Source organism: Hydrogenophaga sp. (assembly GCF_030651625.1).
GTDB lineage: Bacteria > Pseudomonadota > Gammaproteobacteria > Burkholderiales > Burkholderiaceae_C > Hydrogenophaga.
The window spans coordinates 44497-64087 of the sequence record NZ_JAUSCF010000010.1; the positions used below are offsets into that span (position 1 = coordinate 44497).

The following is a 19591-nucleotide window of genomic DNA, read 5'->3' on the forward strand; positions in this document are numbered from 1 at the left end:
TTTCAACCCATTCCCTTCGGGTTGCGGCCAAGAAGGCCATGCACCGCGTTGCGAAGCCTTGCCGGGGGGCGACCCCGGCTGCGTTTCGCGCCTTGCGCATGGCCTTTTTGATCCGCAACGCATCTTGAAAAAATAGTGTTAACAGGCCCTAAACGGATGAACCAGTCGAGTTTCGAGTTTGATGCGTCAGGCCCTCCGGCACCCGTACCCGCGCCCGCACGCGCACGCGCCAGGCGCGTTTCCACGCCAAAGGCGTTGACCCCGGAAGACATGGCGCAACTTCTGGAGCGAGACGCGAACTACCGTGTCCTGCGCCGACTCGTACCCGTCACGGACTACGGCCCTGCGCCTTCTGTGTCGGCAACCCCTCAAAGCGCGCACGGTTCGCAGAACGTGCTGGTGCTTGACACCGAAACCACTGGCCTTTCACACCAGACCGACAAGATCATCGAGCTGGCCATGCTGCTGGTGCAGGTGGACAGGGCGTCCGGCATGCCCTTCGGCCCGGTTGAATGCTTCGAGGGGTTCGAAGACCCCGGCATGCCCATACCGGCCATCGCACAGGAAGTGACGGGCATCAGCGACGACATGGTCAAAGGCCGAAGGCTGGATGACCTGCAGGTCGCCGCCATGGCGGGTCGGGCCAACCTGATCGTGGCGCACAACGCCGGCTTCGACCGCCCCTTTGCGGAAGCCCGCTTCCCTTGCTTTGCGGACAAGGCCTGGGCCTGTTCGTTTGCGGACATCGACTGGAAAGCGGCCGGCGCAGGCTCTTCCAAGCTGAGCGCCCTGGCGCTGGACCAAGGCTGGTTCTACGATGCCCATCGTGCCCTGGTGGACTGTCACGCATTGCTGCAGGTGTTGTCCAGACCGGTGAGTCCACAGGCAGCCACAGGCCTGGAGCAACTGATCGGCGCCGCATTGAAGCCCAGCTTCAAACTGCGGGCCACTGGCGCGCCATTCGAAGCCAAAGACCATCTCAAAGCCAGAGGCTACCGGTGGGACGCCGAAGCCAGGGTGTGGTTCTGCACCTTGCCTGACGAGGATCGGTTGAGCGCAGAACTCGAATGGCTGAAGACGGCGGTGTATGGCCGGCGTCATGCCCATGTGGAAGTGGAGGCCCTGCACAGCCTGGTGCGTTACTCTGCCCGGCCGGGCGAAATTTCGCTGCAGGCGTTGTGAATGGATGAGAAGGCGGTTCCCCAATGGATCAGGGCGGCTGCCGACAAGCGTGCTTTGCGGAGCCTGCGTCTGGGTCAACATGCCGTGCAGCCTGTGCCCATTCAGGCTGTAACCTCCTGGTAACCCGTTCCACAGATAATTGAAATCAAATTACAGCCCGGCATTTCTGGATCGGCGCTGTGCAATCCCCGGAGACAATTTCATGCCATTGCGCGCCACCAAGATCGTTGCCACTCTCGGTCCTGCTTCCAGTGACCCCGCTCTGCTGGAGAAAATGATCCGCGCCGGTGTCAACGTGGTTCGCCTCAACTTTTCGCACGGAACGGCGCAGGACCACATCGACCGTGCCACGCTGGTTCGTGCGGCGGCCCAGCGCGCCGGGCGAGAGGTCGGCATCATGGCCGACCTGCAGGGCCCCAAGATCCGCGTCGGCAAGTTTGCCGAAGGCAAGGTGCTCCTGGAGCCCGGGCAGAAGTTTGTGCTGGACGCTGCACGCACCGAACCCGGCGACATCGAAGGCGTGGGGCTGGACTACAAGGAACTGCCGCGCGACGTGAAAGCCGGCGACACCCTGTTGCTCAACGACGGTCTGATCGTGCTCACCATCGACAGGGTGGCCGGCTCGGCGGTGCACACCACGGTGAAGCTCGGAGGCGAGCTGTCCAACAACAAGGGCATCAACAAGCAGGGCGGGGGCCTCACCGCACCCGCGCTGACCGCCAAGGACATGGACGACATCAAGACCGCCATGGGCCTGATGGCCGACTACGTGGCGGTGAGTTTCCCCAAGAACGCCACCGACATGGAGCTGGCGCGCCAGCTTTGCAACGTGGCCGGTGCCGGCATGGGCCACAAGCCGGCGCTGATCGCCAAGATCGAGCGCGCCGAAGCCATTCCCGAACTGGCCAACATCCTCAAGGTGTCCGACGGCATCATGGTGGCGCGCGGTGATCTGGCGGTGGAAGTGGGCAACGCCGCCGTGCCCGGCCTGCAGAAGCACATGATCAAAATGGCGCGCGAGATGGACAAGCTGGTGATCACCGCGACGCAGATGATGGAGTCGATGATCGTCAACCCCGTGCCCACCCGCGCCGAGGTGAGCGATGTGGCCAACGCCGTGCTTGACGGCACCGACGCAGTGATGCTCAGTGCCGAAACCGCCGCCGGCAGGTATCCGTTGGAAACCGTGATGGAAATGGCCAATATCTGTCAGGAAGCCGAGAAGGCGGAATACAGCGAACTCTCTGCCGACTTCACCGGCAAGACCTTCAAGCGCATCGACCAGTCCATCGCCATGGGCGCGCTGTTCACCGCGCACCACTTGGGCGCGAAGGCCATCGTGGCCCTGACCGATTCGGGCTCCACTGCGCTGTGGATGAGCCGGCACAACGTGCGCATGCCGATCTACGCCGTCACTTCCAACCTGATGACCCAGCGCCGCATGACCCTCTACCGCAACGTGCGCCCCCTGCTCATGGACACCAGCGCTGACCGCGACACCGCGCTGGCCGACGCCGAGGCGCACCTGAAAGCCAAAGGCATTGTGCAAAGTGGCGACGTCTATGCCATCACAGTGGGCGAGCCCATGGGACAGCCTGGTGGCACCAACACCCTGAAAATCTGTCGCGCAGTGTAGGGCTGGGGGTGCACCCTCTGCACCGCTGATGCGGCTATCCTTCTCTTGCGCCTTCGGCTTGGAGGGGGATGGCACCCGTGGCCTGGCAAAGCCAGTTCCACGGTGCCCCTGGAAGGGGCTGCCTCACGCAGCACGTTGTCGCGTCGCGGTGGAAAGGAGCTGCGACCGTTTTTCCCAAAGCCCCCGGTTTGACGCCGGACGCCATTCACACCGAAGCATGAGCGGTAAAATCCAAGGTTAGTTACAACCGGGTTACCAACGCTTTAAAGGGATTTCCATGGCACTCGTTTCCATGCGCGAACTGCTCGACCACGCCGCAGCCAATGGCTACGGCATTCCGGCTTTCAACGTCAACAACCTGGAACAGGTACAGGCCGTGATGTCCGCTGCCGACGAGGTGGGCGCACCCGTGATCCTGCAGGCCAGTGCCGGCGCCCGCAAATACGCCGGAGAGCCCTTCATCAAGCACCTGATCCAGGCCGCCATGGAAGCCTATCCGCACATTCCGCTGGTCATGCACCAGGACCATGGCACCAGCCCCAAGATCTGCCAGGGTGCCATCGATCTGGGCTTTGGCTCGGTCATGATGGACGGTTCTCTGATGGAAGACGGAAAGACCCCCGCCAGCTTCGAATACAACACGGAAGTCACCCGCAAGGTGGTCGAGATGGCGCACAAGGTCGGCGTCACCGTGGAAGGCGAACTCGGCTGCCTGGGCAATCTGGAAACCGGAGAAGCTGGTGAAGAAGACGGCATTGGCGCCGAGGGCAAACTGGATCATTCCCAGATGCTGACCGACCCTGAAGAAGCCGCCGTGTTCGTGAAGGCCACGCAACTGGACGCGCTGGCCATTGCCATTGGCACCAGCCACGGCGCATACAAGTTCAGCCGCAAGCCCACTGGCGACATCCTGGCCATTTCTCGCGTCAAGGAAATCCACGCCCGCATCCCCAACACCCACCTGGTGATGCATGGCTCCAGCAGCGTGCCACAGGATCTGCTGGACATCATCAACCAGTACGGCGGCAAAATGAAGCAGACTTACGGCGTGCCGGTGTCTGAAATCCAGGAGGCCATCAAGCACGGTGTGCGCAAGATCAACATCGACACCGATATCCGTATGGCCATGACCGGCGCGGTGCGCAAGTTCCTGGCCGAAAACCCGGAGAAGTTCGATGCGCGCGAATGGCTCAAACCGGCCCGTGAAGCGGCCAAACAGGTCTGCAAGCAGCGCTACCTGGAATTCGGCTGTGAAGGCCAGGGCGGCAAGATCAAGGGCGAGTCGCTGACTGTGATGGCGCAGAAATACGCCAGGGGCGAACTGGCACAGCGGGTGGTCTGAGTCCCCGGACGCTACCCGCACAAAAAAAGGGCCGCCGCCAGGCGGCCTTTTTTGTGCGTGCCGCCCTTACACCTGGACACGGATGTGCAGGTCCTCCAAGGCGATATGGCCGCTGCAGGGCACAGAATGGGCCGGATGAAATCCCGCAAGCGGTCCACCAGCTGGGCCAAGCTCTTTGAGCGCAATCTGAAGACCATGACGCGCATGGCCTCCACGTCCACCGCGTCCACCCGGAGACGGGCTTCGCCTCTGGTGGCTCCATCCACCCTTGCGCCAGGTGGCGGCACCTGGACACCAGGTGTGGCCATGGGCGCCACCGGCATGCGGCGCTTCCGGATTTACCGGCCACCCGGCATAGCGTTCGGCGAGCGCCTTCCTCTGATGGTGATGCTTCACGGGTGCGGCCAGGACGCGAACCGCTTTGCGCTCAGCACCAAAATGAACCAGCTCGCAGCCAGGGAACGTTTTCTGGTGCTGTACCCGGAGCAAGACCGCATCGCCAACGGTCAGGGCTGCTGGAACTGGTTCGCCACCGACAACGGGCGGGCCTATGGCGAGGCGGCACTGATCATGAATGCGATTGACCAGGCCTGTCTTCTTTATCCGGGCGACCGCACCCGTGTGGCGGTGGCTGGCCTGTCTGCCGGCGCCAGCATGGCCGCGCTGCTCGTGGCCCGGCATCCGGAACGCTTCAAGGCAGTGGTGATGCATTCGGGCATTCCCCCGGGGACGGCGCATTCCGGCCTGTCGGCGCTGGGGGCCATGCATGGGCACCGGGAAACCCCGCCGCTGGTGGCGGCCAGCTGGCCCCCCTTGCTGGTGGTCCATGGTGCAGCCGACCACGTGGTCTCGCCGCAGAACGGTCGGGCGGCTGCGCGTGTCTGGGCCGAAGCGGCCGACGCCCAGGCGGGGGAAGTGCGCAGGGTGCAGCGCGGTCAGCGCCATCCGATGCAGGTCACGGACTTCAAGCGACAAGGCCGCACGGTCGCCACGCTGGTGGCGGTGGACCGGCTTGCACATGCCTGGAGTGGTGGCGCGGCCCGTGAGCCGTACAGCGACGGGAAGGGGCCGGATGCCTCTCGCATGGCCTGGGCATTTGCCTCTCGGCAGTTTCGGAGCTGAAGGGAAACAGCCCGGCCTCCGGGTTGAGTCGCTTCGTGCCAACCTGCGATAATCCCCAGGAATGGTTCGGAGCCCGTTGACTGTTCGGTCACCGGGCTTTTTTATTGGCTGTCACTCACCCGCGCCCGATCATGACTTCCGCCCTGCACACCTCTGCACTGACCTCCCTGCACCTGCTGGCGCGCGGCAAGGTGCGCGACAACTATGCCGTGGGCAACGACCGCATCCTGATGGTCGCCTCCGACCGCATCAGCGCGTTCGACGTGATCATGGGCGAGCCGATTCCGGGCAAGGGCCAGTTGCTCACGCAGCTCTCGCTGTTCTGGTTCGACAAGCTCGGCCCCCACGGCTTGAACATCTGCCCGATCCACCTCACCGGCGAATCGCCCGAGAGCGTGGTCACACCAGCCGAAGTGCCTCAGGTGGTGGGCCGTTCCATGCTGGTGCAGCGGCTCAAGCCCATTCCGGTGGAAGCGGTTGTGCGCGGCTACCTGGCCGGCAGCGGCTGGAAGGAATACCAGGAGAGCCAGTCGGTGTGTGGGGTGCCGCTGCCGGAGGGCTTGCAGAACGCCTCCAAGCTGCCCGAGCCCATTTACACGCCGGCGGCCAAGGCGGCCATGGGCGAGCACGACGAGAACATCACGTTCGAACAGACGGTCGCCATGATCGGACCTGATCTGGCGGTGCAGATCCGCGATGTGTCGATCGCGCTCTACAAGGCGGCCGCCGCCATCGCCCTGGAAAAGGGCATCATCATCGCCGACACCAAGTTCGAGTTCGGCCTGGACGCGAAGGGCACCCTGGTTCTGATGGATGAGGTGCTCACGCCCGACAGCTCGCGCTACTGGCCGCTGGAGAGCTACGTGGTGGGCCAGAACCCGCCCAGTTACGACAAGCAGTTCCTGCGCGACTGGCTGGAGACGGCACAGGTGGGTGGCAAAGCCTGGGACAAGACCCCTCCGGCGCCGCGCCTGCCCAAGGAAGTGATCGAGAAGACCGCTGCCAAGTACCAGGAAGCGCTCAAGCGCCTGATGGGTTGATCAGACGCGCAAATTCCTGAGGCTCACAGAGAGCGCTACAGTCGCGCACGCGGCACCACCGTTCGGCTCTCGCGCAGATACTGGCAGGCCTTCCGGATTCGAGGCCGCCATGCGTGATTTGCCCCCCATCGCCCAACTGCAAACCCGCAAGAGCGCCATTGCCCAGAGCCGGGTCGTTCAGACCCCCGGGCCGAATGCCCTGGAGCCGGGCGAGGTGCTGTTCGGCCTGCACCGGTTCGCTCTCACAACCAACAACATCACCTACGCGGTGTTCGGTGACAGCATGCGCTACTGGGACTTCTTTCCCACGGGCGACAGCGAATGGGGCCACATGCCCGTCTGGGGCTATGGCGATGTGATCGCTTCGCGCGCCGAGGGGGTCGGGCTGGGTGAACGCTTCTACGGTTTTTTCCCCATCGCCAGCCAGCTGCAGGTGAAAGCCGCGTCGATCAAACCCCAGGGCTTCATGGACGGCAGCGAGCACAGGCAGCGACTTTCACCCATCTACAACTTCTACAGCCGCTGCAGCGCCGACGACCCGGCCATGCCGCTGGTGTTCGAAGATGCGCAACTGATCGTTCGGCCCCTGTTCACCACGGCTTTTCTGTGTGCCGACTTTCTGCAGGCGCAGGACTGCTTTGGCGCCCGGCGGATCGTGATCAGCAGCGCATCGAGCAAGACCGCCTATGCCACCGCGCATTGCCTGAAAGTCGGCAGCGCGGTCGAACGGGTGGGCCTGACTTCGCAGGCGAACCGCGCCTTCGTCGAATCCACCCGCTGCTACCACCAGGTGCTGGGTTACGACGCGCTTGATCAGTTGGCCCCGGACGTACCGACCCTCTACCTGGACTTTGCCGGCAGCGTGGCGCTGCGCACAGCCGTGCGCGAACGCCTGGGCACATCCCTGGTTCACGACTGCGTGGTGGGCGCCACCCAGAACAGCCCGGCCAGCCAGGGCACCCGGTGGCCCGATCCCCGCCCGGCGTTTTTCTTCGCGCCCGATCAGGGCCAGAAGCGCATGGCCGAATGGGGTGCGTCGGTGTTCAGGGAGCGCCTGGGTCATGCCCAGATCGACTTCCTGCGAACGGTGACCGAAGGCCCATCACCCTTGCTCACGCTCGCTCACGGACAAGGCTTTCTGGCGGCGGCAACGGTCATCGACGCGCTGGTGGCCGGACAGGTGGATCCGCGCCAGGGGCATGTGATCAGCCCGGAGGACCCGGCCTGACCCCCCGTTTCTGGGTGCGTGCTCTGTGCGCCAGCACGTCTTCGGTGCCCTGCGGGTCGTAGCTGGTGGCAAAACCATTTGCCAGTGCTTCCCGCAGGTAGGTCACCAGCGCGGTGACCGCGCGTGGCACATGCGCGGAATAGGGGCGGATGGCGTAGAGCTGGTCGGCAAAGGAGCCCACGGGCGTCCAGCCGGGCAGCACGCGCACCAGCTTGCCGGCCTGCAGGCTGGCCTGAGCGCTGAAATCCGGCAGGAGGGCAATGCCCAGTCCGGTCAGAGCGGCGTCGCGCAGCGCTTCGCTGTTGTTGGCCGCCAGTGAGCCAGACACGCGCACCGTGATGCGTTCGCTGGCCGCAGTGGCGCCCACCGGCTCCAGGGTCCACACCGGCGTGTCCTGCGAACGCGGGTAGTGCAGGCAATTGTGTTGCGCCAGATCGCCCGGCACCGTGGGTGTGCCGTGCCTGCGCAGGTAGGCGCGGCTGGCCACCAGCACCGATTGGGTACTGCAAAGTTTCCACGCCACATGCGTGTCGGGCGGGTGGGCGGTGTGGCGGATGGCCAGGTCAAAACCTTCGGTGGCCAGTGACGACAAGCGATCCGACAGGTCCAGTTCCAGCCGCACTTCAGGGTACTGGCGCAGGAAGCCGGACAGGTGCGGTACCAGCTGCTGTCGTGCCAGCGCCACCGGGGCCGTCACCCGCAGCAGCCCGCGAGGGGCGCCGGCCGCGTCGCGCACCTGCTCGAAGCTCTGTGCGATGTGTTCGAACGAACTTCGGGTGTCGTCCACCAGCCGCTGGCCGGCTTCGGTCAGGCGCACGCTGCGGGTGGTGCGCTGCACCAGCGCCACCCCGGCCATGCGCTCCAGCTCGGCCATGCGCTGGCTCATGGCCGCCTTGCTGACCCCCAGGCGGGCGGCGGCGCCCGTGAAGCTGCCTTGCTGGGCCAACACGGTGAGCCAGTGGAAGTGGCCCCAGAGCTCGGGATGCCGGTCGTGGATCTTTTGTGGATTCATGATGCGATTGTTCACCGATATGAACAATCCGTTCAGGTTTTTGGCCTTGTGCGGGACGGGTGGTGTTTCTACACTGGGGGCATGCCGACGTTTTTCGTCGCTCCTTCTTGTTTTTCTCCCTGTCAGGACACCTCATGACCACCGCCATTGGCCACTTCATTCAGGGCGCCGCCAGCGCCGGCAGCAGCGTTCGCGCACAGGATGTGTTCAACCCCGCCACCGGTGCCGTCACCGGTCGGGTGGCGCTGGCCAACGGCGCCGATGTGTCCGCCGCCGTGGCTTCCGCCCAGGCCGCGTTTCCCGCCTGGGCCGACACGCCACCCATCCGCCGCGCGCGCGTGATGTTCAAGTTTCTGGAACTGGTGAACCAGCGCAAGGACGAACTGGCCCACCTGATCACCGCCGAACACGGCAAGGTGTTCACCGACGCACAGGGCGAGGTGGCGCGCGGCATCGACATCATCGAATTCGCCTGCGGCATCCCGCAATTGCTCAAGGGCGATTTCACCGATCAGGTTTCCACCGGCATGGACAACTGGACGCTGCGCCAGCCGCTGGGCGTGGTCGCCGGCATCACGCCATTCAACTTCCCCGTGATGGTGCCCATGTGGATGTTCCCGGTGGCGATTGCCGCAGGCAACACCTTCGTGCTCAAGCCCAGCCCCATTGACCCCAGCGCCAGCCTGTTCATGGCCGAACTCCTCAGGCAGGCCGGGCTGCCGGACGGTGTCTTCAACGTGGTGCAGGGCGACAAGGAAGCCGTGGATGCGTTGCTGGTGCACCCGGACGTGAAGGCCATCAGCTTCGTGGGCTCCACGCCGATTGCCAACCACATCTACGAGACCGGCGCGCACCATGGCAAGCGCGTGCAGGCCCTGGGCGGCGCCAAGAACCACATGGTGGTGATGCCTGATGCCGACCTTGATCAGGCGGTGGACGCGCTGATCGGCTCGGCTTATGGTTCGGCCGGCGAGCGCTGCATGGCCATTTCCGTGGCGGTGCTGGTGGGCGACGTGGCCGACAAAATCATGCCGAAGCTCGTCGAGCGCACGAAGGCACTCAAGGTGCTCAACGGCACCAACCTGGCTGCAGAAATGGGCCCCATCGTGACCGCGGCCGCGCATGCACGCATCACTGGCTACATCGAGGCCGGCCAGAAGGAGGGCGCCAGGATGCTGGTGGACGGCCGCCGCTTTGACGCCAGACAGACCGGTGATGGCTGCGAGCGCGGGTTCTGGATGGGCGGCACATTGTTCGACCATGTGACCATCGACATGAAGATCTACAAGGAAGAAATCTTTGGCCCGGTGCTCAGCTGCGTGCGCGTGCCCGATTTTGCGAACGCCGTGCAGATCATCAACGACCACGAGTTCGGCAACGGCGTGAGCTGTTTCACCCGCGATGGCAATGTGGCCCGTGAGTTCGCGCGTCGCATCCAGGTGGGCATGGTCGGTATCAACGTGCCGATCCCCGTGCCCATGGCATGGCACGGTTTCGGGGGCTGGAAGAAGAGCCTGTTTGGCGACATGCACGCCTATGGCGAAGAGGGCGTGCGCTTCTACACCAAGCAGAAATCCATCATGCAGCGCTGGCCCGAGTCGATTGGCAAGGGCGCTGAATTCGTGATGCCCACGGCGAAATAACGACTTCCCCCTGCGCCGCTGCGCGGCTTCCCCCCTCTCCTACGCGCCTTCGGCGCTCGGAGGGGGGACGCACCCTGTGGACGGGCCAAGCCAGATCCACGGGTGCCCTGGAATGAGGCACTTCGCTCCGGACGGGTAGTTGGTTCGGAATTCTGGGTTTGCTCCCGCTCTCATTTCCGTTCGCCCTGAGCCTGTCGAAGGGTTCACCCACACGCTGGTATGTCTGCGGCGAGAGGGGTGAAGTGACCGTTCCCTTTGGCTTGCCCAGGGCCTGGCGAAGAGCGCCTTGACAGGCACCTCGGCCAGAACCCCTCTGTTCGGGCCCGGGCCCCCAGTTCAGCTCAACACCACACTTGACAGCCGCCGGCGGTAGGTGGCCACGGTGGGGTCTTCCGGTGGCACCTGGCCTTCGGCCACCTTGGGCTTGGGTGGTTCGATCACGTCGAGGATGGCGATGTAGGTCTTGCGGGCCAGGTCTTCGTTCCAGGTCTTGTCGCGCATCAGGATGTCGAGCAGTTCGTCCATGGCTTCGGTCCAGCGGCTCTGGGCCATGAGCAATTGGGCCAGGGCGAAGCGGCTGTCGAAGTCGCGTTTGTTGGTGGCGATGGCGGCGCGCAGTTCGGCGTCGCGTTCGGTGGGGCTGGAGACTGCCACCTGTGCATCGCGTGCGGCCATCCAGCGCTGCAGCGAATCCAGGCGCCGCACCGCTGCGGCTTTGGCGATCACCGGGGCAAAAGCGACCTTGGCGTCGTCGTCCCTGCCCAGATCCAGCAGCAGTTTGACCAGATCGAAGCGCGCGTCGTCGTTGTTGGGGTCGGTCTGCACGGCCTGCTGCAGCTTCTCCAGTGCGCCTTCGGTGTCGCCTTCGGCCAGTGCGTCCAGTGCTTCTTCCTCAGCGGCTTCGGCTTCGACCGCTTCGGCGGTGGGCACGTGCTTGTCCAGAAACGCCTTGATCTGGCCTTCGGGCAGGGCGCCCATGAAACCATCCACAGGCTGGCCGTTCATCAGCAGCACGCAGGTCGGAATGCTCTTGATGCCGAAGGCACCTGCGAGCTGCTGCTCCTGGTCGGAATCGATCTTCACCAGCTTGAAGCGGCCGGCGTATTCGGCCTCCACTTTCTCCAGCAGCGGGCCGATCACCTTGCAGGGCCCGCACCAGGGGGCCCAGAAATCCACCAGAACGGGGGTGTGCATCGAGGCTTCGATGACCTCGGTTTCGAAGTTGGCGATGGTGACGTTGATCATGGAAGAGACTCGGGTGATGGGCCTGCAGCGGAAGCTGCGCGGGCCGGAAACGTAAAATCGACACTTTACCGGAGCCGGGCACCCTTGCTTTGGCCCGCTTCCCGTACCGGCCGGCTTCAAGCTCGGCCAAAGGCACCCTCATGAACCCCATTCAAGTGGGCGTGGTCATGGGTTCCAGCAGCGACTGGGACACCATGCAGCACGCCGTGCAGATCCTCAAGGACTTCGGCATCGCGCACGAGGCGCGTGTGGTCTCGGCGCACCGCATGCCCGACGACATGTTCGCCTACGCCGAAGCCGCCGGCGGTCGCGGCCTGAAGGCCATCATCGCCGGTGCAGGCGGCGCGGCGCACTTGCCGGGCATGATCGCGGCCAAAACGGTGGTGCCGGTGCTGGGCGTGCCGGTGCAGTCCAAGGCACTGTCGGGTGTGGATTCGCTGCATTCCATCGTGCAGATGCCCAAGGGCGTACCGGTGGCCACGTTTGCCATCGGCCAGGCCGGTGCGGCGAACGCGGCGCTGTTTGCCGTGGCCCTGCTGGCCAATGAAGACCCGGCCTTGCGTGCCAGGCTGGAAGCCTTTCGCGCTGCACAGACCGAGGCAGCACGTGCCATGGTTCTTCCCACCTGAACCCATGAGCCTCAAACCTCTTTTGCCCGGCGCCTTGTCCGACCGCGGCCAGCAGATGACCCTGGGCGTCATGGGCGGCGGTCAGCTGGGTCGCATGTTCGTGCAGGCCGCTCAGGCCATGGGCTATTTCACGGCGGTGCTGGACCCGGACCCGGCCAGCCCGGCCGGCCTCATCAGCCATTTCCACATTCAGACGCCCTACGACGATGAGCAGGGTCTGGCGCAGTTGATGCAGCGCTGCGACGCCATCACCACCGAGTTCGAGAACGTGCCCGCGCCTGCGCTGGTGACGCTGGGCGCTCACCGGCCCGTTGCGCCATCGGCGCCTTGCGTGGCGGTGGCGCAGGACCGCATCAAGGAAAAGGCCCACTTCCTCCAGTGCGCGCCGATCAGTGGTGTCTACCCTGCGCCCTATGCGGCCATCGACAGCGACGAATTGCTGGCCTCCGCGCCCGCCGACCTGCTGCCCGGCATCCTGAAAACCGCCCGCCTGGGCTACGACGGCAAAGGCCAGATGCGGGTCGCCAGCCGCGAAGAACTGGCAGCGGCCTGGGAGCAACTCGGGCGTGTGCCCTGCGTGCTGGAGAAGATGCTGCCGCTTCGGTCGGAATGCTCGGTCATCGTGGCGCGGGGCACCAATGGCCAGGTGGTCAGCTTCCCGGTGCAGGCCAATACGCACCGCGACGGCATCCTCTCAGTGACCGAGGTCCATGACGGCGCCGTGCCGGCCGAACTGGCGCAGCGTGCCCAGGCCAGTACCGTTGCCATCGCCAACCACCTGCATTACGTGGGGGTTCTGTGCGTGGAGTACTTTGTGGTGGACAACGGCACCGGTGGGCAGGATCTGGTGGTCAACGAGATGGCGCCGCGCCCGCACAACAGCGGCCACTACACCCAGGACGCGTGCGACATCTCTCAGTTCGAGGCGCAGGTGCGCGCACTGGCCGGCCTGCCGCTGCCTGAACCACGCCAGCACAGCCCGGCCATCATGGTCAACCTGCTGGGCGATCTCTGGTTCGAACCCAACGCCGTCCGTCCCCAGCGCAGCGAGCAGCCGGTGTCGCCGCCCTGGGCCCAGGTGCTGGCACTGCCCGGCACCCACCTGCACCTGTACGGCAAGCTGAGCGCGCGCGAAGGTCGCAAGATGGGCCACCTGAACATCACCGCGCCCACCGTGGCCTCGGTGCGCGACACGGCGGACCAGGTGCTGCGGTTGCTGGGCCTGAAGAAGTGACCCCCTTGATGCGCCTGCGGCGCTCTCCCCCAGGGGGCGTCCATGGTGGCCCGGCGAAGCCGGCTCCGAATTGCCGTGGTGATGGGCTTGTGCTCGCACCGGTTTGAGTGCCCATGCCCCTCGTCCTTGACGCGAACGATCCGGCGGCCATCGAGGCTGCGGCCGGGCGACTGGCCACCGGCTCGCTGGTGGGCATGCCCACCGAAACCGTGTATGGCCTGGCGGCAGACGCCGACAACGCCAGCGCGGTGCAGCGCATCTTCGAAGCCAAGGGCCGGCCCAGCGACCATCCGCTGATCGTGCACCTCGCGCCCGGTGCGGGCGAGGGAGGCTGGCGTGCGGGTGTGGAGCACCATGCGCGCGATGTACCGCCGTTCGCACTGGCGCTCATGAAAGCCTTCTGGCCCGGGCCGCTCACGCTCATTCTGCCCCGGCGCACGGAGGTGGCGGCCGTCGCGGCGGGCGGACAGGACTCGGTGGGCCTGCGTTGCCCGGCGCACCCGGTGGCGCAAGCGCTGCTCACCGCGGCACTGGCCCATGGCGTGTCTGGTGTGGCCGCGCCCAGCGCGAACCGCTTCGGCAGGGTCAGCCCCACCACCGCGCAGCACGTGGCCGAAGAGTTTTCTGCACTGAGCGACGGCGACTTGCTGATTCTGGATGGCGGCGCCTGCCCGGTGGGCATTGAATCGACCATTGTGGACTGCTCGCGAGGAGCGCCCGTGCTGCTGCGCCCCGGCATGGTCACCTTGGCGCAGCTGGAAGCGGCGTGCGGGCAGCCGGTGCGCGAGCGCGACGAGGCCGCGCCGCGCGCCTCGGGCACGCTGGCCTCGCACTACGCGCCGCGCGCCAAGGTTCGGTTGATGGATGCGAAGCCGCTGCAGGCGGCGCTGGATGTGCTGGGCGCTGATGCAAGGCACATCGCCGTCTACGCGCGCAGTCCGATCAAGGCCCACCGCAACACGGCCATCCGGCGCATGCCGGGCGATGCAGCGGCGGCGGCACAAGAGCTGTTTGCCTTGCTGCGCGAGATCGACGCCACGGGTGTGCGCCTGATCTGGGTGGAGACGCCGCCGGCCTCGCCCGAATGGGATGGGGTGCGCGATCGGCTGGAGCGGGCAGCGGCTTAGAAGGGTGAACCCCCCGCGTCGCCTTCGGCGCCACCCCCCTGAAAGGGGGGCGACACCAGAGGCCCTGCAAAGCCGGTTCCTCGGTGTCTCTGGAAGGAGGCATTGCGCGCCGGAGGAGAAACTCCTCAGACGAAACCTATGCCATTCACCCGTTGTCTCAGTCGCGCGATGGGCGCCCGTACCGGAGTTTCATGGTCAGGATGGCCAAAGCCAGCACGAGTGTGACCGCGTTGGCTACGACCACCGGCCATGCTTTGAGCGACAGGCCGTAGATCAGCCACAAGGCGACACCCAGCGTGAACGTGCTGTACATGCCCAGAGAGATGCCGCTCACGTTGCGCGTGCGAAAGGTCAGCCAGGCCTGTGGCATGAAGCTGAAGGTGGTCAGGCAGGCGGCGAGGTAGCCGATCAGGTCGTCGATGTGCATGACGGAAATGGTAGCGGGGCTGCCAGGGGCGGGCAGCCCCTGGCACCAATGTCAGTCGGCCTGACGGGCGGTCCATTCCACCAGCGCATCCAGCGCTGGACGTGCAGCGGGTGCGTTGGGGTGGTTGATGAAGGCGACCACCGCATAGCGTGTGCCGTTGGCGGCGTTCACGTAGCCAGCCACGCCGGTCACATCGCGCAAGGTGCCCGTCTTGAGCCAGGCGTTACCGCGGGCGGCGCTGTTCGGGGCGCTGGCCATGCGGGCCGCCGTACCCTTCACGCCTGCGATGGAAAGCGATTGAACAAAGGCATCACCCTTGGGGTGGCGCACGGCGTGGCGCAGCAGATTGGCCAGCGCTTCCGGGGTGATGCGCTCGTCGCGGGAGAGGCCGGAGCCGTTGTCGACCACAGGTGCCGAATAGCGCGTGCCAAACGTGCGGTGCCACCAGGTGGCGATCGCTTCGCGGGAGCGCTCATAGCGGGCAGGGCGCAGCACCAACTGGCGGTCGGCCACCCTGCCCTCGGTCATCACCTGCGTGGGCGGAATCTGGCCCAGCGTGAGGAATACCTGCTGGGCCATCACGTTGTTGCTCCACTGGTTCACGTCGGTGATGATGTCGGAGAGTGGCAGTGAGCGCGCGTCGTGCAGCAGGCGGGCGCCGGGGGGTGTGAGGCCGGTGCGCACGACACCGGTGATCGAGCCGCCCGATGCGCGCCACAGGCCTTCGATGGCTCGTGCGGCGTAACTGGCCGGGTCCTGGTAGGCCACCGGCCAGACCCGCTCTCCGCAACGTTGCGGGTAGCTGCCCTCGAAGCGGATGGAATTGGCGTCGTCAAACCGGGCATGCAGACTGCCCCGCCAGTCGCCACAAGCCTCACGGCTCAGGCGAACGGTCGGTTCAATGGTCAGCCCCTCCATGGGGGGCTCGCTGCGCACATGGGCCACACCCGCCCCTGGAACGGGTACGAAGGTCAGCACCACCGACTTGAAATTGACCAGCAAGGCGTCGGGCGCGGCGTTGTAGGGTCGCAAGGCCTCACCGTCGAAGGCGCCTGGGTCGTGCGCAGGCAGTTCAAAGGCGCTGTGGTCGAGCACCATGTCGCCCAGAATCATGCGCACGCCCTGTGCCTGCAGGCTGAAATACGCTTCCTGCAAGCGTTCCATGACCAGCTTGGGGTCACCGCCACCGCGCACATACAGATTGCCGCGGAGCACGCCCTGTTCGATCTGACCGTCGGTGTAGAAGCCGGTGTTCCAGGTGAAGTCAGGGCCGAGCAGGTCGATGGCGGCGTAGGTGGTCACCAGTTTCATCACCGACGCCGGATTCACGCTGGCCCCGGCCCGGTGGCGCAGGCGCGGGTGGGCGGACGCATCTGTGGACACCACCAGAGCCGACATGGCACCAGTGGGTACACCCGCACGCTGCAACGCGGCGAGCACCTGCGGAGGCAGCGCATCACCAGCCGCCGGCAATTGGGCACAGGCCGGCAATGCCAGCGCTGCCAGGCACGCCAGCACGCCCTGCCGCCACCCTCGCGTGCGCGGTTGCCGGCCCGCGGATAGCGATGGCGTTCGAGAGTGCAGCGAGCGTGTGAACATGGAGTCGATTATGAGGCGCGGCGTGGTGTCGGGTGTGAAATGGGAAGGCGAAAGGTCGCGATTCACGTGCCATCGGCAAAGGACGTTTTGCACGCGGGTCGCTCCCTCGGTCAGCGGCTCTGATGCCGGCGGTGGCCGATAATGACCGCATGTCGTTAACGTCTGACCCTTCACCTGTTGCGCGCTGTTCCGGGCAACGGTTTCTCGCGATCGAATCCAGCACCGACACGCTTTCCATCGCGCTGGGTTCTGGCGCAGAAGGTGACACAACGTGGAGCCACACCGGTCCGGGGGCGGCGCAGGCTTCAATCAGCTTGTTGCCGCAAGTGCGCGATTTGCTGGATCAGGCCGGCTGGCCCCTGCAAACCCTGGACGCGGTGGTGTTCGCGCGAGGCCCCGGTTCGTTCACAGGGCTGCGCACCGCCTGCGCCGTGGCACAGGGGCTGGCTTATGGCGCGCAGGCCCTGGGTCGGGCAGGCGGGTTGCCCGTGTTGCCTGTGGACACCTTGCTGGCGCTGGCCGATGAAGCGCGCTTCAATGTGCATCAAGCCGGGGGCACACCGCCCCAGTACATCGTGGCTTTGCTTGATGCGCGCATGAGCGAGTTGTACGTGGCGGTCTACAGCAATCACCCTGAAGGCTTGCAAGAAATTGCGCCGGCCCGCCTCTGTGCGCCGCAAGACCTCGACGCCCACCTTTTCACCTGCCTGGAATCATCGAACCGGATGGGCGTGCCAGGTGCCGACCCAACCGCTCCCGCCATCTCCGCAGCGCTATGGGCCGGCAACGCATTCGCAGCCTATCCCGAACTTGTGGCAGGGCGCTCCATGGCACCCCTGACCTTGCTGCCCACCGCCGCAGCCTTGCTGCGTCTCGCGCCAGGCCTGCTGGCCAAGGGTGCGGCCGTCGCCGCACAAGATGCCTTGCCTCTCTACGTGCGCGACAAGGTCGCCCAGACCACCGCCGAGCGTGAACAGCGGCGGGTCGCAGCATCGTTCGCTCCTTTGGCGGGCGCCTGACCGAAGCTCGATGGTGAAGACAGCCTTGCCCTTGGCACCTTCCGCACGAGAGGGATCACCGCAAGTCGTGGGCTGGCAGGCAACCGACTGGCCCGACGCTGTGCCGGTAACTGCCGATCGCCGCATCGCCTTCGAACCCATGACCGAAGCCGATCTGGACGCTGTGCAGGCTGTCGAGGCCAGCGCCTACGCACACCCCTGGTCGCGCAAGCACTTTCACGATTCGCTGCAATCGGGCCACCCGGCCATGATGCTGCTGGGGGAAGCGCTACCAGGTGATGCGCCGCATCCCGAACGTCCGGATGGTCGAGTGTTGCTGGGGTATCTGGTGGCCATGCCCGGCGTCGACGAAGTGCATCTGCTCAACATCACTGTGGCCCCTGCGCACCAGCGGGTGGGTTGGGCGCGCTTCATGCTCGATGCATTGGCCCTTTGGTCGCGTGGTCAAGGTGCCCAGTGGCTCTGGCTCGAAGTGCGTCAGGGCAACCTGCCCGCCCGCCGCCTCTATGAAAGCCATGGCTTTGCCCAGGTGGGGCTGCGCAAGGGCTACTACCCGAATGGCACCTTCCAGAGGGAAGACGCCGTGGTCATGAGCCTGAATTTGATGGCGGCGCCCGCCCCGGGAGTGGGGGCATGAGCGAATTGCCTGCTGAAAGCGAGCGCGATGTGTCTTTCGTGACGCAACTGGACACTCGCCAGCGCGCCATGCTGGCGGAAATGGGTGTGCGCGTCTGGGCGCCCAGGCTGCGGCCGACCGATGCAGTTGTGGATGAAGGAGCTGCGGCGCAGAAACCTGCTGCCGCGCCGGTACCGACCGAATTGGCGCATGTGCAGAAGGCGGGACACCACCCGGTGGCGCAGCGCACGTACGAGCAGGGCACATCAGGGGCACCTGCCGCCCGGCCGGTGGCCGGTCCGGCTTCTGTGATCGCGCAGACAGGCGCAGGTGGATCGCGCCCGGCCGGCGTCGAAACCATGGACTGGCCGGCCCTGCAAGCGGCCGTGGCAGACTGTCGCGCCTGCGGGTTGTGCCAGGGCCGAACGAACACGGTTTTTGGCGTGGGCGACACCCGGGCCGACTGGATGATCGTGGGTGAAGCGCCGGGCGAAAACGAAGACCGCCAAGGTGAGCCCTTCGTTGGGGCGGCTGGCCAGTTGCTCGACAACATGCTGCGTGCGGTTGGCCGCAGTCGCTCCGCTGAGGGTGAAAAGGGCGCCTACATCGCCAACGTGATCAAGTGCCGTCCCCCCGCGAACCGCAACCCGCAACCGACCGAAGTGGCGCAGTGCGAACCCTACCTGGCGCGCCAGGTGGCTCTGGTGAAGCCCAAGGTGATCATCGCAATGGGCCGCTTCGCCGTGTTGTCCCTGCTGAAAACCACCGATCCCATCGGCCGCCTCCGGGGCCAGGTTCACCACTACGAAGGCGTGCCCGTGATCGTGACCTACCACCCGGCCTACCTGCTGCGCACCCCTACCGACAAAGGCAAGGCGTGGGCCGATCTGTGCCTGGCGATGGAGGTAGTGAGCACCCCCCTGAAAGATGGGGAACACCCCCCTGCGCCGCAACGCGGCTTCCCCCCTCTCTGACGCCTTCGGCTTGGAGGGGGGACGGCGGCTCGGGCCGGCGGAGCCGGACCCTTGTCGCCCCTGGAAGGGGGGCATCTCGCGCCGATGGAGGCTACGCTCCGGACACAGGCCCCCACCCCAGCCCTCCCCCAGCAGGGAAGGGAGTGAAGGCACGCGCGCCTGAGGGGTAGTCCGATCCCGATCCCGATTCCGCACCCCGCCGTGTGGCCGGGCTGAGCAGCGCAGGGGCGTGGGGATCAGAAATTCGCATGTCCGGAGGACGCGCAGCGGACAAGTTTGCGAATTTCCCCCACGACGCGAGCAGCGCAAGGAACCGCGCAGCGGACCGGACTTCGGCTCGCCTTTCTTTGGCAAGACGGTGGAGCGAGAGCAGCCATCCAGGGCACCCGTGGAACCGGCTTGTATGGTTGAGGTGTTGGGGTGGAGGGCCTGAAATACCGGCTAACGGCACTGACCGACTGGCGGAGATTGCCCCCACCCCGCCTTCCAGCGTCGATAAGGAACTGAGCGGCACCG

17 protein-coding genes are annotated in these 19591 nt (G+C 65.7%); 13 read left to right on the plus strand and 4 right to left on the minus strand.

Annotated elements, in window-relative coordinates; genetic code table 11:
• Window positions 1-156 precede the first annotated feature (156 nt).
• The 6 genes from Q7V46_RS04450 to Q7V46_RS04475 all read left to right on the plus strand — a co-directional run bounded on the left by Q7V46_RS04450 (window position 157) and on the right by Q7V46_RS04475 (window position 7550).
• Window positions 157-1182: a 3'-5' exonuclease gene (locus Q7V46_RS04450; protein ID WP_304912308.1), complete on the plus strand. Its 1026-nt coding sequence runs from the start codon at window positions 157-159 to the stop codon at window positions 1180-1182.
• A gap of 202 nt (window positions 1183-1384) precedes the next feature.
• Entirely contained in the window at window positions 1385-2818 is a 1434-nt protein-coding gene (gene pyk, locus Q7V46_RS04455) for a pyruvate kinase (protein ID WP_304912309.1), read from the plus strand.
• A 277-nt stretch (window positions 2819-3095) separates the two neighbouring features.
• Window positions 3096-4160 carry a class II fructose-bisphosphate aldolase gene (gene fba / locus Q7V46_RS04460; protein WP_304912310.1) on the plus strand — a complete coding sequence of 355 codons (1065 nt, stop codon included), beginning with the start codon at window positions 3096-3098 and terminating at the stop codon, window positions 4158-4160.
• 135 nt (window positions 4161-4295) lie between these two features.
• Window positions 4296-5282, plus strand: a complete 987-nt coding sequence (locus Q7V46_RS04465; protein WP_304912311.1) for a PHB depolymerase family esterase — start codon at window positions 4296-4298, stop codon at window positions 5280-5282.
• A 131-nt stretch (window positions 5283-5413) separates the two neighbouring features.
• Window positions 5414-6322 (plus strand): phosphoribosylaminoimidazolesuccinocarboxamide synthase, encoded by a 909-nt coding sequence (locus Q7V46_RS04470; protein WP_304912312.1) that lies wholly within the window; start codon window positions 5414-5416, stop codon window positions 6320-6322.
• Window positions 6323-6431: 109 nt separating this feature from the next.
• Window positions 6432-7550, plus strand: coding sequence for a DUF2855 family protein (locus Q7V46_RS04475; RefSeq protein ID WP_304912313.1), 1119 nt, complete (start codon window positions 6432-6434; stop codon window positions 7548-7550).
• Here the strand turns inward: Q7V46_RS04475 and Q7V46_RS04480 are convergent.
• Entirely contained in the window at window positions 7528-8562 is a 1035-nt protein-coding gene (locus Q7V46_RS04480) for a LysR family transcriptional regulator (RefSeq protein WP_304912314.1), read from the minus strand. The two genes, Q7V46_RS04475 and Q7V46_RS04480, sit on opposite strands and share 23 nt — an antisense overlap.
• Before the next feature lie 134 nt (window positions 8563-8696).
• Here Q7V46_RS04480 and Q7V46_RS04485 point away from each other — a divergent pair, with 134 nt between their 5' ends.
• Entirely contained in the window at window positions 8697-10205 is a 1509-nt protein-coding gene (locus tag Q7V46_RS04485; RefSeq protein WP_304912315.1) for a CoA-acylating methylmalonate-semialdehyde dehydrogenase, read from the plus strand.
• A 336-nt stretch (window positions 10206-10541) separates the two neighbouring features.
• On the opposite strand, the gene trxA is transcribed toward Q7V46_RS04485, so the two are convergent.
• Window positions 10542-11450, minus strand: a complete 909-nt coding sequence (trxA, locus tag Q7V46_RS04490) for a thioredoxin (protein ID WP_304912316.1) — start codon at window positions 11448-11450, stop codon at window positions 10542-10544.
• Between the two features lie 140 nt (window positions 11451-11590).
• On the opposite strand from trxA, the gene purE reads away from it, so the two are divergent.
• From purE to Q7V46_RS04505, 3 genes are all read left to right on the plus strand, one after another.
• The gene (gene purE / locus Q7V46_RS04495) at window positions 11591-12079 is read left to right on the plus strand and encodes a 5-(carboxyamino)imidazole ribonucleotide mutase (RefSeq protein ID WP_304912317.1); all 489 of its coding nucleotides are present in this window, start codon (window positions 11591-11593) and stop codon (window positions 12077-12079) included.
• A 4-nt stretch (window positions 12080-12083) separates the two neighbouring features.
• Entirely contained in the window at window positions 12084-13313 is a 1230-nt protein-coding gene (locus tag Q7V46_RS04500) for a 5-(carboxyamino)imidazole ribonucleotide synthase (RefSeq protein WP_304912318.1), read from the plus strand.
• 113 nt (window positions 13314-13426) lie between these two features.
• Window positions 13427-14440 (plus strand): L-threonylcarbamoyladenylate synthase, encoded by a 1014-nt coding sequence (locus Q7V46_RS04505; protein ID WP_304912319.1) that lies wholly within the window; start codon window positions 13427-13429, stop codon window positions 14438-14440.
• Window positions 14441-14597: 157 nt separating this feature from the next.
• On the opposite strand, the gene Q7V46_RS04510 is transcribed toward Q7V46_RS04505, so the two are convergent.
• Window positions 14598-14867 (minus strand): SemiSWEET transporter, encoded by a 270-nt coding sequence (locus Q7V46_RS04510; RefSeq protein WP_304912320.1) that lies wholly within the window; start codon window positions 14865-14867, stop codon window positions 14598-14600.
• Between the two features lie 51 nt (window positions 14868-14918).
• Entirely contained in the window at window positions 14919-16466 is a 1548-nt protein-coding gene (gene dacB / locus Q7V46_RS04515; protein WP_304912321.1) for a D-alanyl-D-alanine carboxypeptidase/D-alanyl-D-alanine-endopeptidase, read from the minus strand.
• 149 nt (window positions 16467-16615) lie between these two features.
• On the opposite strand from dacB, the gene tsaB reads away from it, so the two are divergent.
• From tsaB to Q7V46_RS04530, 3 genes are all read left to right on the plus strand, one after another.
• Complete coding sequence (tsaB, locus tag Q7V46_RS04520; protein WP_304912322.1) at window positions 16616-17485, plus strand: tRNA (adenosine(37)-N6)-threonylcarbamoyltransferase complex dimerization subunit type 1 TsaB; 870 nt, start codon at window positions 16616-16618, stop codon at window positions 17483-17485.
• A gap of 139 nt (window positions 17486-17624) precedes the next feature.
• The gene (gene rimI / locus Q7V46_RS04525; RefSeq protein WP_304912326.1) at window positions 17625-18122 is read left to right on the plus strand and encodes a ribosomal protein S18-alanine N-acetyltransferase; all 498 of its coding nucleotides are present in this window, start codon (window positions 17625-17627) and stop codon (window positions 18120-18122) included.
• Window positions 18119-19075, plus strand: a complete 957-nt coding sequence (locus Q7V46_RS04530) for a uracil-DNA glycosylase family protein (protein ID WP_304912323.1) — start codon at window positions 18119-18121, stop codon at window positions 19073-19075. Before rimI ends, Q7V46_RS04530 begins: the two co-directional genes overlap by 4 nt.
• Window positions 19076-19591 lie beyond the last annotated feature (516 nt).

Bases quoted from the DNA above. Each gene is read 5' to 3' on its own strand.
- Q7V46_RS04505 (WP_304912319.1), top strand. From the start codon at position 13,427: ATGCCCCTCGTCCTTGACGCGAACGATCCGGCGGCCATCGAGGCTGCG.
- Q7V46_RS04450 (WP_304912308.1), top strand. From the start codon at position 157: ATGAACCAGTCGAGTTTCGAGTTTGATGCGTCAGGCCCTCCGGCACCC.
- rimI (WP_304912326.1), top strand. From the start codon at position 17,625: ATGACCGAAGCCGATCTGGACGCTGTGCAGGCTGTCGAGGCCAGCGCC.
- Q7V46_RS04530 (WP_304912323.1), top strand. From the start codon at position 18,119: ATGAGCGAATTGCCTGCTGAAAGCGAGCGCGATGTGTCTTTCGTGACG.
- Q7V46_RS04510 (WP_304912320.1), bottom strand. From the start codon at position 14,867: ATGCACATCGACGACCTGATCGGCTACCTCGCCGCCTGCCTGACCACC.
- Q7V46_RS04500 (WP_304912318.1), top strand. From the start codon at position 12,084: ATGAGCCTCAAACCTCTTTTGCCCGGCGCCTTGTCCGACCGCGGCCAG.
- trxA (WP_304912316.1), bottom strand. From the start codon at position 11,450: ATGATCAACGTCACCATCGCCAACTTCGAAACCGAGGTCATCGAAGCC.
- dacB (WP_304912321.1), bottom strand. From the start codon at position 16,466: ATGTTCACACGCTCGCTGCACTCTCGAACGCCATCGCTATCCGCGGGC.
- Q7V46_RS04485 (WP_304912315.1), top strand. From the start codon at position 8,697: ATGACCACCGCCATTGGCCACTTCATTCAGGGCGCCGCCAGCGCCGGC.
- Q7V46_RS04470 (WP_304912312.1), top strand. From the start codon at position 5,414: ATGACTTCCGCCCTGCACACCTCTGCACTGACCTCCCTGCACCTGCTG.
- pyk (WP_304912309.1), top strand. From the start codon at position 1,385: ATGCCATTGCGCGCCACCAAGATCGTTGCCACTCTCGGTCCTGCTTCC.
- Q7V46_RS04480 (WP_304912314.1), bottom strand. From the start codon at position 8,562: ATGAATCCACAAAAGATCCACGACCGGCATCCCGAGCTCTGGGGCCAC.
- tsaB (WP_304912322.1), top strand. From the start codon at position 16,616: ATGTCGTTAACGTCTGACCCTTCACCTGTTGCGCGCTGTTCCGGGCAA.
- Q7V46_RS04475 (WP_304912313.1), top strand. From the start codon at position 6,432: ATGCGTGATTTGCCCCCCATCGCCCAACTGCAAACCCGCAAGAGCGCC.
- purE (WP_304912317.1), top strand. From the start codon at position 11,591: ATGAACCCCATTCAAGTGGGCGTGGTCATGGGTTCCAGCAGCGACTGG.
- fba (WP_304912310.1), top strand. From the start codon at position 3,096: ATGGCACTCGTTTCCATGCGCGAACTGCTCGACCACGCCGCAGCCAAT.
- Q7V46_RS04465 (WP_304912311.1), top strand. From the start codon at position 4,296: ATGAAATCCCGCAAGCGGTCCACCAGCTGGGCCAAGCTCTTTGAGCGC.